17 protein-coding genes and 1 pseudogene are annotated in these 12,625 nt (G+C 59.1%); 14 read left to right on the top strand and 4 right to left on the bottom strand.

The window, feature by feature from the left end:
- Nucleotides 1–56: 56 nt before the first annotated feature.
- Together ACV7JP_RS02050 and ACV7JP_RS02055 are read right to left on the bottom strand one after the other, a co-directional pair.
- Nucleotides 57–383, bottom strand: a pseudogene (locus ACV7JP_RS02050) (HNH endonuclease signature motif containing protein); the annotation flags it as partial.
- A complete protein-coding gene (locus tag ACV7JP_RS02055) occupies nucleotides 380–841 on the bottom strand; it encodes a hypothetical protein (RefSeq protein ID WP_457797598.1) in 462 nt (153 codons plus the stop codon). The pseudogene ACV7JP_RS02050 and the gene ACV7JP_RS02055, both read right to left, overlap by 4 nt.
- A gap of 84 nt (nucleotides 842–925) precedes the next feature.
- Between ACV7JP_RS02055 and ACV7JP_RS02060 the strand changes: the two genes are divergently transcribed.
- The 3 genes from ACV7JP_RS02060 (at nucleotide 926) to ACV7JP_RS02070 (ending at nucleotide 2,639) form a co-directional block, all read left to right on the top strand.
- Nucleotides 926–1,456: a hypothetical protein gene (locus ACV7JP_RS02060; protein WP_457797599.1), complete on the top strand. Its 531-nt coding sequence runs from the start codon at nucleotides 926–928 to the stop codon at nucleotides 1,454–1,456.
- Complete coding sequence (locus ACV7JP_RS02065) at nucleotides 1,405–1,950, top strand: hypothetical protein (RefSeq protein WP_457797600.1); 546 nt, start codon at nucleotides 1,405–1,407, stop codon at nucleotides 1,948–1,950. Before ACV7JP_RS02060 ends, ACV7JP_RS02065 begins: the two co-directional genes overlap by 52 nt.
- A gap of 257 nt (nucleotides 1,951–2,207) precedes the next feature.
- Nucleotides 2,208–2,639: a hypothetical protein gene (locus tag ACV7JP_RS02070; RefSeq protein ID WP_457797601.1), complete on the top strand. Its 432-nt coding sequence runs from the start codon at nucleotides 2,208–2,210 to the stop codon at nucleotides 2,637–2,639.
- 645 nt (nucleotides 2,640–3,284) lie between these two features.
- Here the strand turns inward: ACV7JP_RS02070 and ACV7JP_RS02075 are convergent.
- Both ACV7JP_RS02075 and ACV7JP_RS02080 read right to left on the bottom strand, forming a co-directional pair.
- Nucleotides 3,285–3,689 carry a GIY-YIG nuclease family protein gene (locus ACV7JP_RS02075; protein WP_457797602.1) on the bottom strand — a complete coding sequence of 135 codons (405 nt, stop codon included), beginning with the start codon at nucleotides 3,687–3,689 and terminating at the stop codon, nucleotides 3,285–3,287.
- A 174-nt stretch (nucleotides 3,690–3,863) separates the two neighbouring features.
- Nucleotides 3,864–4,202: a hypothetical protein gene (locus tag ACV7JP_RS02080; RefSeq protein WP_457797603.1), complete on the bottom strand. Its 339-nt coding sequence runs from the start codon at nucleotides 4,200–4,202 to the stop codon at nucleotides 3,864–3,866.
- A 411-nt stretch (nucleotides 4,203–4,613) separates the two neighbouring features.
- Here ACV7JP_RS02080 and ACV7JP_RS02085 point away from each other — a divergent pair, with 411 nt between their 5' ends.
- The 11 genes from ACV7JP_RS02085 to ACV7JP_RS02135 all read left to right on the top strand — a co-directional run bounded on the left by ACV7JP_RS02085 (nucleotide 4,614) and on the right by ACV7JP_RS02135 (nucleotide 12,276).
- Nucleotides 4,614–4,925, top strand: a complete 312-nt coding sequence (locus ACV7JP_RS02085; protein ID WP_457797604.1) for a hypothetical protein — start codon at nucleotides 4,614–4,616, stop codon at nucleotides 4,923–4,925.
- A 523-nt stretch (nucleotides 4,926–5,448) separates the two neighbouring features.
- Nucleotides 5,449–5,694: a hypothetical protein gene (locus ACV7JP_RS02090; protein WP_457797605.1), complete on the top strand. Its 246-nt coding sequence runs from the start codon at nucleotides 5,449–5,451 to the stop codon at nucleotides 5,692–5,694.
- Between the two features lie 946 nt (nucleotides 5,695–6,640).
- Nucleotides 6,641–6,997, top strand: a complete 357-nt coding sequence (locus tag ACV7JP_RS02095; protein WP_457797606.1) for a hypothetical protein — start codon at nucleotides 6,641–6,643, stop codon at nucleotides 6,995–6,997.
- 3 nt (nucleotides 6,998–7,000) lie between these two features.
- The gene (locus tag ACV7JP_RS02100; protein WP_457797607.1) at nucleotides 7,001–7,621 is read left to right on the top strand and encodes a DUF2312 domain-containing protein; all 621 of its coding nucleotides are present in this window, start codon (nucleotides 7,001–7,003) and stop codon (nucleotides 7,619–7,621) included.
- Nucleotides 7,618–8,508: an AAA family ATPase gene (locus ACV7JP_RS02105; protein WP_457797608.1), complete on the top strand. Its 891-nt coding sequence runs from the start codon at nucleotides 7,618–7,620 to the stop codon at nucleotides 8,506–8,508. Before ACV7JP_RS02100 ends, ACV7JP_RS02105 begins: the two co-directional genes overlap by 4 nt.
- A 56-nt stretch (nucleotides 8,509–8,564) precedes the next feature.
- Nucleotides 8,565–8,924, top strand: coding sequence for a VRR-NUC domain-containing protein (locus ACV7JP_RS02110; protein ID WP_457797609.1), 360 nt, complete (start codon nucleotides 8,565–8,567; stop codon nucleotides 8,922–8,924).
- Nucleotides 8,924–9,682 (top strand): helix-turn-helix domain-containing protein, encoded by a 759-nt coding sequence (locus ACV7JP_RS02115; RefSeq protein ID WP_457797610.1) that lies wholly within the window; start codon nucleotides 8,924–8,926, stop codon nucleotides 9,680–9,682. The genes ACV7JP_RS02110 and ACV7JP_RS02115 overlap by 1 nt, the downstream gene beginning before the upstream one ends.
- Nucleotides 9,679–9,867 (top strand): hypothetical protein, encoded by a 189-nt coding sequence (locus tag ACV7JP_RS02120; protein WP_457797611.1) that lies wholly within the window; start codon nucleotides 9,679–9,681, stop codon nucleotides 9,865–9,867. Before ACV7JP_RS02115 ends, ACV7JP_RS02120 begins: the two co-directional genes overlap by 4 nt.
- A gap of 223 nt (nucleotides 9,868–10,090) precedes the next feature.
- Nucleotides 10,091–11,017 (top strand): DNA cytosine methyltransferase, encoded by a 927-nt coding sequence (locus ACV7JP_RS02125; protein WP_457797612.1) that lies wholly within the window; start codon nucleotides 10,091–10,093, stop codon nucleotides 11,015–11,017.
- Nucleotides 11,018–11,096: 79 nt separating this feature from the next.
- On the top strand, nucleotides 11,097–11,879 hold the full coding sequence (locus ACV7JP_RS02130) for a DUF1376 domain-containing protein (protein ID WP_457797613.1): 783 nt from the start codon (nucleotides 11,097–11,099) through the stop codon (nucleotides 11,877–11,879).
- A gap of 28 nt (nucleotides 11,880–11,907) precedes the next feature.
- Nucleotides 11,908–12,276 carry a hypothetical protein gene (locus ACV7JP_RS02135; RefSeq protein WP_457797614.1) on the top strand — a complete coding sequence of 123 codons (369 nt, stop codon included), beginning with the start codon at nucleotides 11,908–11,910 and terminating at the stop codon, nucleotides 12,274–12,276.
- The last annotated feature ends 349 nt before the right edge of the window (nucleotides 12,277–12,625 follow it).

Below are 12,625 nucleotides of genomic sequence, written 5' to 3' on the forward strand. Positions count from 1 at the left end.
CCCTTTCGGCCACTAGCATTAATGGAATGCACACGACTGTTGGCGCTATTCTGCGAGAATGTCGCCATGCGTAGGTTGGCAAATCTGTTATTAGATGGATCGCCGTCGATATGGTCGATTAGCTTGTTCGGCCATTCGCCTGTTATCATGAGCCACGCAAGTCGATGTGCGTAATGGCGGCGGCTATCGATTTGGATTAATCTATATCCATCACGGTTCGTCGCGCCAGCGATTGACCCAGAGAATCGAGCGTTCCATGCCGAACATGCGCGTCGCGTCTTAAAATGCGCACACGGTCGAACCTTCCAGGTGAAGGCGCCAGTCTCCGCATCGTAATCAAGGATCGATCTTACGTATGTCGTTTCAGAGAAGCTTGTTTTCATCGCGCAATCTCCGCATCACAACTAACGACACTTTTGAATTTGTCGTGCCCAAACGCTCCTCTGGTTTCTTCCAGAATCTCCTTGAGGGAATAGGATTCCTTTAGCTGCCCTTTCGAGCCAATGAATTCCCTCACACCAAACTGACATGCCCCAGTCACCATGCGATAGACGAACGCCCAATCCTGCGGGCTCTTTTCCGTGTCGAGCGGCATATTGCGATATTGCTCGACGTTGCGCTCGCCGCCCTTGAACGCGAGTTCCTCAATCGCTTCGCGGATCGAATCTCCGTGCGCGTTCTTGCCATTGCTGGACGCGACATAGAATTTGTCGCCGATGCACTCTCCGGTATCGAAATGCGATTTCTGACAGTGGCGGACAGTGACGCCCTCAATCTCTTTTTCTGAGAGGACGACACAGCCCATGCCGTCGAATATTGCGAAAGCACGCCCGTCGAGCATCCCGTCGAATAAGATTTCCTCTGCTGTTAGCCCGTCTGGCAGCGCGGTGATCTGTGTGCCACGGAGGTCGAGGGAGCCGCCGACGTGGAGATTGTCGGGCAGCGCGGTGATCTGCGTGCCCTCGAGGTAGAGGGAGCCGCCGACGTGGAGATTGTCGGGCAGCGCGGTGATCTGCGTGCCACGGAGGGAGAGGGAGCCGCCGACGTGGAGATTGTCTGGCAGCGCGGTGATCTGCGTGCCACGGAGGGAGAGGTAGCCGACGACGTGGAGATTGTCTGGCAGCGCGGTGATCTGCGTGCCCTCGAGGTAGAGGGAGCCGCCGACGTGGAGATTGTCTGGCAGCGCGGTGATCTGTGTGCCACGGAGGTCGAGGGAGCCGCCGACGTGGAGATTGTCTGGCAGCGCGGTGATCTGTGTGCCACGGAGGTCGAGGGAGCCGCCGACGTGGAGATTGTCGGGCAGCGCGGTGATCTGCGTGCCCTCGAGGTAGAGGGAGCCGCCGACGTGGAGATTGTCGGGCAGCGCGGTGATCTGCGTGCCACGGAGGGAGAGGAGCCGCCGACGTGGAGATTGTCTGGCAGCGCGGTGATCTGCGTGCCACGGAGGGAGAGGTAGCCGACGACGTGGAGATTGTCTGGCAGCGCGGTGATCTGCGTGCCCTCGAGGTAGAGGGAGCCGCCGACGTGGAGATTGTCTGGCAGCGCGGTGATCTGTGTGCCCTCGAGGTAGAGGGAGCCGCCGACGTGGAGATTGTCTGGCAGCGCGGTGATCTGTGTGCCCTCGAGGTAGAGGGAGCCGCCGACGTGGAGATTGTCTGGCAGCGCGGTGATCTGCGTGCCCTCGAGGTCGAGGTAGCCGCCGACGTGGAGATTGTCGGGCAGCGCGGTGATCTGCGTGCCACGGAGGGAGAGGGAGCCGCCGACGTGGAGATTGTCGGGCAGCGCGGTGATCTGCGTGCCACGGAGGTCGAGGTAGCCGCCGACGTGGAGTGCGCCATCCTCCGCCTCAACATAATCAATTCGGTTTTTATCCAGCCAGCGCTTATCGAGCAGCATCGCCATCTCGCTCTCCATCCCCGCCGTGATCCGTGGCGGGTATGGGGAAGATAGCGTATAAAAATACGCTGTCAATCAAAAAAAGAGTATAAAAATACGTTTTCAGATTGCTGTCATCCTCTCCCCATGCCAAAAGAAAGCCCGGCGCGGGGCCGGGCTGGGGAGAGCAGAAGTGATGGAACATCTTGCCGACGCGCAGTCTCATAGCGCTGGGGCTGGCCCCGATAACGAGGGGAGCGCCAGCGCTTTCAGACGATATTATGGCGCAAACGCCACAAGACGTACAAGCCCATAATTCCTAGATTTTCGGGATGCAACCGAACCATCCCACACTCTCCGCGCTCCGCACCCTTCACGCCGATCTGGCGGGCCAACTCCAGGTGAACGAAGAAGCCGCCGACAAACTCCGCGAGAACATGAAGCACGTAGAGGCGGTGATTAAGCTCATCGCCCCGAGCTACAATCTCGCGACCGTGGCAGTCAGGCGCCGCAAGCCAAATCCCTACTTCAAGCGCGGGACGATCTTCCGCAGCGTGCTGGAGCTTCTGAGAGAGACGCAGGAGCCGCTTACGGCCTCGGAGATCACTTCCCGCCTCTTGGCCTCGAAAGGCGTTCCCGAACCCTCGCGGGAGGATTTCAGGAACCTCTTTGGGGGCGTGCAATCGTCGCTGCGGAATAACGACGGGAAGACCGTGCAGGCGGTTGGCGAAGGGCGTCCAGTGAAGTGGGCTTTGATGGGGTAGGAGGCGCGATTTCTCGCGCCCCCTGTCTGCCCGTTATGCGGCAGGCGGGATCAGAGGAAATCTCTTCCCGCTCTTGATTTCGCTGATCCGACCGGGGTTCACATCGTAGTCAGCGGCGATCCGATGCAAGAACTCTCCTTCAAGGATGCGTTTCTTGATTGTCGGAACGTCGCAAACGTTGATGGGACGGGATGGACGGCGGTTGCCGCTATTAGAGCGTCTGCTAGCCAAAGCTGGTCTCCTTTGTTCGGCTAGGTTTCGAAACCGCCTTGAACAAGGGAGGCAAATCAGCATATGAAGCATACGTGGTTGGTCTCCACAGGTAGACCGCAGCGGTTCCAAACAAAGCGGTCTTCGCTCCAATTTCAAACGCCCTAGAGTTGCAGCTCTAGGGCGTTCGTTTTTCAGGAACGATCAGCTTCCCATCACGTACGATTCGTTGGCAGTCGTCAATGTCAAGCGCTAGTTATTGGCGCCTTTTCAATTAGATGCACGCATAACCATATCTTTATGCTTTGATGTGGCGCTGCCAGTAACCGGTGAAATCGACCGACGCCTTACGCTGCATCGCGAGCCCCGCGATGCGCTGGAACTGCTCGCCGTTCGGCATGCGGCGGTGATCCTCGCGCCGGTAGTGTCCTAATTTTACTCTGAAGTGGTGAGCGGTCGGCCTCGGATATTCCCGGTCGGCCGAAGCTCATTGATTAAGAATTCTTCCAGCGACGGGGATTCAAAGGCTTCAGGAACTATCACGAATTGAACAAAGGCAGCTTGCTCTCGCCACGCCGAGCGCGGTTTTTGATAATCATGGGCTGCTATCCTAGCCCCCATATCGCTGGTTAGTGAGGCCTTGCCGACATAGAGGATTTCCCCGGTAGCAGAATAAAACACATAGCACCCCGGTTTGCTCGCCTCAGGCGTGGCATACCAGCTTGTCATGGTGTGTGGTTCGCAAACTATGAAGGCCGCGAGGTTGGGATTGCGATAGCTCTCGCTGTATTTCTGCACTAGGTAGCGAAGAGTAGTTCCTACTTTGTCAGCCCCAATCATCGCCTATGCTCCGCCACGATAGCCGCTCTTACCGCATCCTGAGGCGATTGCTGCTTTGCTTCAGGTTTAAGCCCATATCCAAACGCGGACGCGAGAATTAGGCTGCAAAAAAACAAGACAATCCGCATAGTCCTCCCCCTGGGGCATTAGGCGCCGGATTATGTGCCATTATATTCATTCAGCTTTGCGGTCATGGCGACGCTCCTTGCGCAGATCCAGCATGTCAAGAAGAAGGTCGACCTCAGCCCATGTCTCGGGTCCTGATCGGCGCAAGCGCCGGATGACAGTTTGCAGTTCGAACGGCTCTTCGCAGAAATTTTCATCGCCCTCTCCAGTGAGAAGCCATGTCCGATTCGTGCCGAGACGCGTAGCGATAGCCTCGATGTAGTCTGGGCGCAGTGCTGGGACAGCGATCTCTGCCTCTTTGGCTGCATCCATGAAAATCTCAACGGCTCCGGCCGGGATGCCGGCTTCACGCGCCAATTGAATATCAGAAATCCCGATAGCAATCATTCGACTGACAAGGCGGCGGCAAAGGCCTGCGAAGTCCTCGCGGGATAGTGCGATCAGAGATGAATTTGATGTTGGGGAACCCTTGGGGGTCGATATACCCCCGTGCAAGCTTGTCTGCCTCTTCTAGGATGTCATTCGCGGTAGTCCCTAACACCGAAGCGACACTTTCGAGCGTTTTCGAATGCACCCCGCCCGTGGCAGTTTTTTTGCCGTAAGCGTTCGCGGGTTTAACCCTGCCTTCCTGGCCACAGCCGTCAAACTAGAGCCCCGCGCCTTTGCCAGGCGCTCTATGGCCAAAATGAGCGGGTTCGTTGTTGCTTTTTTCATGGCTAGATAATCGCGTATTCAAATACGCGATAGAAGCGGATATAAATACGTTGACGGCGTATAAAAATACGCTATCATTGGGGCATGGACGAACTCGAAGCCCTTCTGAAAATCGTGGACGCCTACGCAAGCCACACCGGCCTCGCTGAAGCTACGATATCAACCAAATTTCTGGGACGTGGCACGCGCATCACGGAATTGCGCAGCGGCGGCGACATGGGAACCAGGACGGTTCGCAGGGCGATCGAGGCATTCTCCGAGAACTGGCCAGAAGGCGCGACTTGGCCGCGTGACATAGACCGCCCCTTTCGCCCCTCGCTCTCTACCGACCCGCCCCCGCAAACAGCGGCGATACCGCTGGCCACCGAAGCCGAAGAAGTGAGGGCCGCCGAATGAGCGCGTCTCTCTCACCCGCCGGCCAGATAGTCGCCGGCCTAAGCAGCCTATCCGATCGGATGGAGGCAGCACTTCGCAGCGCCGACGCCATCTCGTTCCGAGGCGAGCGGATGCGGCTCTACCACGCTGCTGGGATCGATCTGTCCGCGTTCTCGCGGGATGACGTTCAGAGTGCCGACTCTGGTGCGCTTTTGTGCGTCCTCGTCGAAAGACATGGGGTGGCGACATGATCGGCGAGAAGTTCTCCATCGTCGCACTTTGTATCGTCTGCATTCCTATCCTCATGATGGTTGGGTGCACAATTGACGGACACGAAGTGGCGCGGGCGTGCGTCAACTCCCACGGATCATGGGTTGTGTCGGATAGGCGCTTGGACATTTTCGAGTGCCGTGGAGCGCGCCAATGACCGACCGCGACCCCATCGACCGCGAAACCGCCCGCGAGCAGTTCTGGTTCGTTGCTGTCCCGATCGCCGTCGCGCTCGCCATCATCGCCATCGCAATCATCCTGACGAGGTGACATCATGAATCGTCTCGACGAAATCTGCCTGATTTCCAATATGTCGGCGGCGCTGGACGGCGTCTCCGATGAATCGCTCGCGAGCCGCGAAATGCGCGCGTGGCGCTACCGCCGCGCGCTCGGTCTCAGCGCCCGCCGCAAGCTCATGTCGCTCCCGCTCGGCGACGCGGATCGTCTCGATCGCTCCGCCCATCATGCGCAGCTATGCCGCCGCGCGGTCACTATCGAGGCTCGCCAATGCGCCGCCTGACCGCTGACCAGCGCCTCGACCTCGCACGCGTCATCTGCATCGGCTGCGTGCTCTACGCCGTTGGCGGATTCCTGATCCTCGCGGCTGTCTTCTGAGGGGCAGACATGACGAACCAGAACGAAGACCTGCTGATCGACTGCATCTACGCGGCCATCGCTGGCGCCGTCGTCGGCGTGATCGGCGGCATGATCGCCACGCAGATGCTTTGACGAGCTTCGCGCGCTTCTAACCGGGTTGCGCGCGGGGATGACGACTCTGCCGGGGTTTTGGCCCCGGCGTCTTTCATCCTCAAAGTTTCCTGTGCCGCAGGGCGTTGTGCGGCCTTTTCCTCCCTGGGACTCCCCGGCGGTCATCTCCTCTGACTGCCGGGGTCTTTTCGGAGGCCAGTTTCACCGGCAAATGCCGGGAGCAAATGGTCGGTGACGGCGCATTATCAGCGGTCACGGGTGCAGCGACGGGGAGCCGAAATTCCAGCCGTCACCATGCTCTGGGCAAGAGAGCCGCCGTTCCGGGGCGTTAATCCAAGGAACGAAAGCCGGACCCGAGGCCGGTATGGGGATGGCCGATTGAGACGACCTCATGAAGGCCATCCCCGGTTGAATTCGAACTTGCCCCTGATGAGCGGAGTTTCCGCGCCGCTTGTCGGGCCTTGGGGAAGGGTGGAGGGGCGCACGGTAATATCGCCCCGGTAATTCGAGCGCGTTGGGTCGGCCACGATACGCTTACTGTGGCCTTCCCTCTGCCTTGCGGCGGCCAGCGAATGGGCTTGCATCCGTTTGGCCGCAAGAGTTGTGACGATCCGTAAGGCTGGCAGGCCGATCGGTTCGAATGTGAGAGTGGCAGGGGTTCGTTCAGAGTGCAGTTCCATGCGTCGTCTCCCGTGCTCAGAGAAGAGCACGGGAGCAACTGCATGAAACGCAGAAAGTGTCAGCGTAGGGGACAGACAATGGCTGTAGCCGAGATCGTAGTCAGCGAGGCGCGCGAGTGGGCGAGGTTCCTCGTCACTCGCGAGTCGAGAGGATTTGGCGACCACGACAACGCCATCCGTAGGCTTTGCAACCGCTACGAAGGGCTAACCCCTTCGATGATATCGAATCTTCTCTACCGCCCGCCGAGCGACATGCTGGTCAGCAAGTATTTGTCGTTGCGACAGGCGTTCATTGCCGAATGCGAGCGACAAGAAAATGCACTACGGCACGATCGTGAAATGGCGGAGGCAAAGAGCCTCTTTGGCAAGGCGTTCGTTAGCGCTGGTTCTGCGCTTGCTCGCGCGGCTGATGTTCTGGATAGCGAAGAGGGCTGATAAATGACCAAGAAAGCCGGGGCGAAGCCGAACTCACCGACTGGGCGCGAAAAACTCAAATCATATGTCGAGCGGATCGTTCGGCTAAACGAAGAGATCGCGAGCCTCAAGGAGGATGTCAAAGACCTCGTGATGGAGGCAAAAAGCGACGGGTTCGATCCGAAGGCTATTCGCGCGATCGTCAAAGAGTCGATGCAGACGCAGGCTGAGCGCGCGGCAGTGCGTGAGGTTGAGGCCATTATCGATATATATCGCGCGAGCCTCGGTCTTCTCGATGGCACTCCGCTCGGCGACGCAGCTCGGAGACGCTATGAACGCGAACTGCGTGATGGAGAGGATGACGAGAAGGCAGACGATCACCACGGAGACAAAGAGGAATCAGACGACGGGAACGAAGGCGAAGACGATGTATCGAAGGAACCGACTATAGACGAAGCGCGCGAGCGCGGCCGCGCCGATCACTTGGCGGGGAAGCGCATTATCGAAAATCCTTTCCAAGCTGGTAGCGCCAACCGCGCCGCGTGGGACGAAGGATATTGCGAATCCGATGGGTCTGACGGAATGGATATTCCGAAGGCTTGGAGACGCAAGACTGATGGAAATTCTAAGGAAGCCGCGCAATGACCCGGCGTGCGCAGAGAATGGAGCCGACGAGCATCTCTCGCGCTCCAGCCGAACGCCCAGAGGAAATAGCAGAGGAGATTAGCCGCACACTCGGGGATATGGTGGAGATCCGTCTTCCGTCAGATTGCGACGAGCCGATCCTTGGGCCGACGACTCGGCGAACCGTGCGCGAGTGGATGCTTGAGCAAAGTGTCGAAGAAGAATTGCGCGCTGTCGGAATCAAGCCACGCACGACATGTCTGCTTTATGGCCCGCCTGGGTGCGGTAAGACGACACTCGCGCACCATTTCGCAGCGCGTCTCGGGTTGGTGCTGATAATCGCTAGCGGCGAGATGATCGTGTCGAGCGCCCTTGGCGGGACCGGGCAAAACATTCATCGGTTCTTCGCCGCTATTAGAAAGCATCGATCGAGCGTCGTCGGATTTTTCGATGAATTTGACTCCGTAGCGACGGCGCGCTCCGGCGATACGCAGGCCTGCGGCAAAGAGTTCAATGCAATCGTAACCGCGCTGTTGACCAACATTGATCGGCACGATGGGCTGTTCTTTGCAGCGACGAACATTGCGGATGGCCTCGACCAAGCGATATGGCGTCGCTTTGGAATTCATATCGAAGTCGAAATTCCTGGTTTCGACGAGAGATTTGCGATCATTAAGCGGTATCTCCACCCATTCAAGATCGCAGATGAAACGATCGATGAGCTTTGCTTAGCGACGCACGGAGCTGCGCCGTCGCTCCTTCGACAACTGTGCGAGGGGATCAAGCGATCGCTTATTCTCAGCCCGCGCATGAAGCGGGATATCTCCGATATCGTTTCAGTTGTTGAGGGTGGCGGCGCAGATCGCCCCGCATCCGACGCTCCCGCAGCCCCCACTTTGGAAAGATAGCAACTCTGCATGGCGATTAGCTGGGAAACCTTGGCCCCCGTGCTGGAGGATGGCGCATGAGCCTCCGCCAGAAGCGCGAAGAAGCGATCCAAAAGGCGATCATCTCGTACATTGAGATGGTGGTTCCCGGGGCTGTTGTCTTCGCCTGCCCGAATTCCTCGCCGCGATCATTCATGGGCCGCGCGCTCAATGCCGTTCCTGGACTGTGCAAAGGCGCGCCAGACCTCATCGCAGCGCTCCCGGGCCGGGTATTGTTCATTGAAGTGAAGACCGAGGACGGCCGTGTTTCTGGTGACCAGCATAATTTCTGGACGCGATGCGTCGCGATCGGACAGCCATATTTCGTTGTGCGCTCAATAGACGATGTTCGCAAGGCGTTCGCGGCGCTTGGCGTAAAAACACGTGAGGCCATGTGATGGGTATTGAGCAGGCGTATATTGAGCGATTGAAAGCGGCGCGCGCGCGGATGGGGATGGCTCCGAAAGCTCCAGCTGTCCATATCCCGTTCAATCCTGCGGACGACAAACCGAAGAAGCCGACCGTTGGCGTTCGAAAATTCGCCAATGAAGCTGACCGCAGATATGCGCGGATAAAGACCGCCATGCACGAACTCGATAGGATCAAGAGACAGCATGTAGCGGCGTTTCAATTAAACGAAATCGAGCGCGCCATCATCGCAACCGCAGCGCATTTCTCTATGTCGAAAGCCGATATCCTCGGCGACAGCCGATACGCTCATATCGCCTACCCGCGCCACGTCTCAATGTATATCGCGTGGAAGTTCATGAAAATATCTCAATCGCGTATTGGAAAATATTTCAAGCGCGACCACTCGACGGTTCGGACGGCGGTTCTCAACATCGACGATTTGATGAGCGATCGCGCGGCTCTCGTTGAAAGAGACGTTTCCGCCGTGCTGGCGATCCTCTCCGAGTTCGATCTCAACGTGATCAATTATTGGGGGTCTGACTCGGTGAGCGATACGATACCGATCTCCGAACAACTGCAAGCCATCGAACCCCAAGCCATCGGCTTGCACGATCTTATCTCGCGCGTCGAGAGCGGGAAGATCAAGCGTCCGCCCGAATGGCTTGAGGTCAAGCGCAGACGGATTGAAGAGCTTCGCGCGGCTTTTGCGACGCTAAAGAGCGTCGCGAGAAGGGATGCTGCATGACCACCGCCTACGCACTCCCTCTCCCCACCCACACGCGCGGCGAAATGTCTATCGACTTCATCGCGCGCGTCTACCGACTCTACGCGTTCAACCTATGGCCGGTCCAGCGCATCGCTGATCATCTCGGCGTTTCGCGCGCGCATGTTCATGCGGCGGTAGATCAGGCGCTGAGGTGGACGAAGTGAAACTGCACGAAGCCATTCTAACGATAGACGACGCGATTGCGGCCTTGCGCGCCACGCTCCCTCCGACAGCGGACAAGCGCACGCAGATTGCTGACCGGCTAGCTCGCCATCGCGACCATCTCAAATCCCGTGACCGAGCCATGGTTGATCGGAAGAGAGAAGACCGCTTCGCTGATCGACGCGGGCTCGGTGACGTGATCTCGGCTGACGTGAGGCGGGGAAGATGACGCCTACTGTCCTAGATCTCTTTTCGGGAGCATGCGGCGGATGGTCGCTCGGCATGCACCGCGCCGGGTTCCGCACGGTCGCGGCCTGCGAGTTCGACCCGTGGCGCCGTGCGGTCTTCGCCAAGAATTTCCCCGACGCACGGATTTATGACGATGTTCGAACCCTTACTGCAAGCCGACTTGTTTCCGACCTCGGAGCATTGCCAGACGTCATCGTCGGAAGCCCTCCCTGCCAGGACGCCAGCCTCGCCAACTCCCGCGGTAAGGGCGTCCAAGGGGAAAGGACAGGCCTCTTCCGTGACGCTATTCGGCTCGTCTCCGAATGCCGTCCTCGTTGGTGCGCTTTTGAAAACAGCCCTGGCCTCAGAACTCGCGGGGCAGACTGGATCATCGGCGAGCTGGAGGGAATGGGCTACGCCGTCTGGCCGTGCGTGGTCGGTGCTGACGATATTAGAGCTCCCCACAAACGCAAGAGGGTCTGGATCATTGCTGCCGACCCCCTGCAAACAAAGTCAGTCTGGCGGGTTGCGCTGGGAGGGCGGAAGCGGAGCGCGGAAGAAATTGCGCCAGCTCGTCCCGACAGCGACGAAGACGGATTACGGCTCGAATTGCGGCGGGTCGGCTGGGCGCGTGGGGAAGGTGCGCCCGTCGCTTCGAACGATGATCGGGACGCCGCGCGCGAACAAATGGGGCGAACCGGATTGTCATGGGCGGACGATTGGGCTGACTGGCACGGCGGCATTGCTGGCCACATACGAGTGGATCATGGGATACCCTCCTGGCTGGCTCGCGAATGCATCAGCGCATACGGAGACGCAGTTCTCCCGCAAATCACCGAAGCGATCGGCCACTCAATCTTGCGCGTCGAAGCCGCTCTCGCCGCTGTGACCAGCGACAGCGCCTGGCATGGAGATGCCGCATGAGCGCGCAATGGATGCCTCTCTATGTAGGGGACTATCTGAGGGACACGCGCCGTCTGACCACTCTCGAGCACGGCGCTACATGCTCCTCATCATGGAGTATTGGACGAATGGCGGCCTGCCGGATGACGACAAGCGGCTGGCGCGCATAGCTGGACTCACGATCGAGGAGTGGGAAGGCGTTCGCCCGTCGATCGAGGAGCTGTTCCAACCAGGTTGGAAGCATCGAAGAATCGACAAAGAGCTCAAGCGCGCGTCTGGTAAGTCAGAAGCGGCGAAGGTTGCCGCTGAACTGCGTTGGGAAAGGGAGCGAGAAGCGAAGGCAATGCGAACGCATAACATCGGCAGTGCCGACGCAGATGCGAACGCAATGCTGCCAGAGCCACAACCATATATAGAACCCAAAGATAGTGGATCATCTCCTAGTTTGTTGGTGGCTTCGCCTCCCGCGCCTCGCAAGGCGAAGCGCGCCAAAGCCCGAACACAAATCGCCGAAGACGCACAGCCGACTGAACGCGACTGCAAAGCTGCGGAGGAGGCTGGTCTGAGCCTAGACGCCTTCCGTTCCGAGTGGCGACACTTCCGCGATCATCACCGCGCCAAGGGATCGCTGATGGCCGATTGGTCTGCGGCATGGCGGACATGGCTATCCGGCATGCCGAAATTCCAGCTCGCCCGCGCCGGGCCTGCGCCAAAGCAATCCACCGTAAACGATCCCATCCTCGCCGCCGCCGCGAGAAGACTAGCCCAGAGCTGCCATGGAACGCCTCAAGCCTCCGACTATCCAGAACCCGCAGAGCCACCCGGCTATGACCCTTCCAGCTACGACGGGCCGGGCACTATCGACGCTCAAGCGATCCGATGATCCGGCCCCGGCATGGTTGGTCGGGGATTTGACGCTGCTGTTCAAGGCGCTCGCCTTCCCCGACAAGCGCAACGCCGAGGCCTATTTCGATTTGTTCGAAGAGGCGCTGGCTAAACTTCCAGAGCGGCATGTGCGGTTCGCGCTGACAGCGTTCCGAGTCGGCGATCTTGGGGACGGGAAATTCGTCCCCAAGGCTGCTGAGGTTCGCCAAGAGGTCCAGCGCCGCATGGAGGCGGAGCGCGTCTCCGCTGCCAGGAAACGCGCCGAAGATGAAATGCTCGCCAGACGCCGCGAGGTGGAAAATCGGAAGCCGCCTAGCGCCGCGGAAAAGGCGCGAGTGCAAGCGTTGGTTGATGGATTCAAGCGCGAAATGGCCGCGCGGAGTGTCGGGGGCTAGAATGGCGTCAACCCAGAAACACTCCTGCGACCGTGATAGGCCGTAGCGCATACCGCGAGAAGCACGGTATTCCTGCCGACGCGCCCGTAAAATCGCAACAGTGGTGGACTGTGGACGAGGAGGATTATCTCCGCGCCAACTGGGCGCGTCTGCCGACCAAAGCGATATGCGAGCATCTCGGACGGCCGGAGGCGTCTGTCGCCAAAAAGGCTAACCGCATGAAACTCGGCAAGCGCGGCTGGCGGGAGCGTCAGCAAAGGCCGCCAAAGCCGCGGGTGGCGGCGTCTCCCAAACCTCAGGCGTCCGCGATAGAGGCCATGACCCGCGCCCGCGCCGAGATGAAAAACGC

The organism is Methylocystis sp. S23 (assembly GCF_054106005.1).

Bases quoted from the DNA above. Each gene is read 5' to 3' on its own strand.
- ACV7JP_RS02125 (WP_457797612.1), top strand. From the start codon at position 10,091: ATGACGCCTACTGTCCTAGATCTCTTTTCGGGAGCATGCGGCGGATGG.
- ACV7JP_RS02115 (WP_457797610.1), top strand. From the start codon at position 8,924: ATGGGTATTGAGCAGGCGTATATTGAGCGATTGAAAGCGGCGCGCGCG.
- ACV7JP_RS02080 (WP_457797603.1), bottom strand. From the start codon at position 4,202: ATGATTGCTATCGGGATTTCTGATATTCAATTGGCGCGTGAAGCCGGC.
- ACV7JP_RS02085 (WP_457797604.1), top strand. From the start codon at position 4,614: ATGGACGAACTCGAAGCCCTTCTGAAAATCGTGGACGCCTACGCAAGC.
- ACV7JP_RS02105 (WP_457797608.1), top strand. From the start codon at position 7,618: ATGACCCGGCGTGCGCAGAGAATGGAGCCGACGAGCATCTCTCGCGCT.
- ACV7JP_RS02090 (WP_457797605.1), top strand. From the start codon at position 5,449: ATGAATCGTCTCGACGAAATCTGCCTGATTTCCAATATGTCGGCGGCG.
- ACV7JP_RS02075 (WP_457797602.1), bottom strand. From the start codon at position 3,689: ATGATTGGGGCTGACAAAGTAGGAACTACTCTTCGCTACCTAGTGCAG.
- ACV7JP_RS02120 (WP_457797611.1), top strand. From the start codon at position 9,679: ATGACCACCGCCTACGCACTCCCTCTCCCCACCCACACGCGCGGCGAA.
- ACV7JP_RS02070 (WP_457797601.1), top strand. From the start codon at position 2,208: ATGCAACCGAACCATCCCACACTCTCCGCGCTCCGCACCCTTCACGCC.
- ACV7JP_RS02055 (WP_457797598.1), bottom strand. From the start codon at position 841: ATGCTCGACGGGCGTGCTTTCGCAATATTCGACGGCATGGGCTGTGTC.
- ACV7JP_RS02110 (WP_457797609.1), top strand. From the start codon at position 8,565: ATGAGCCTCCGCCAGAAGCGCGAAGAAGCGATCCAAAAGGCGATCATC.
- ACV7JP_RS02100 (WP_457797607.1), top strand. From the start codon at position 7,001: ATGACCAAGAAAGCCGGGGCGAAGCCGAACTCACCGACTGGGCGCGAA.
- ACV7JP_RS02130 (WP_457797613.1), top strand. From the start codon at position 11,097: ATGCTCCTCATCATGGAGTATTGGACGAATGGCGGCCTGCCGGATGAC.
- ACV7JP_RS02095 (WP_457797606.1), top strand. From the start codon at position 6,641: ATGGCTGTAGCCGAGATCGTAGTCAGCGAGGCGCGCGAGTGGGCGAGG.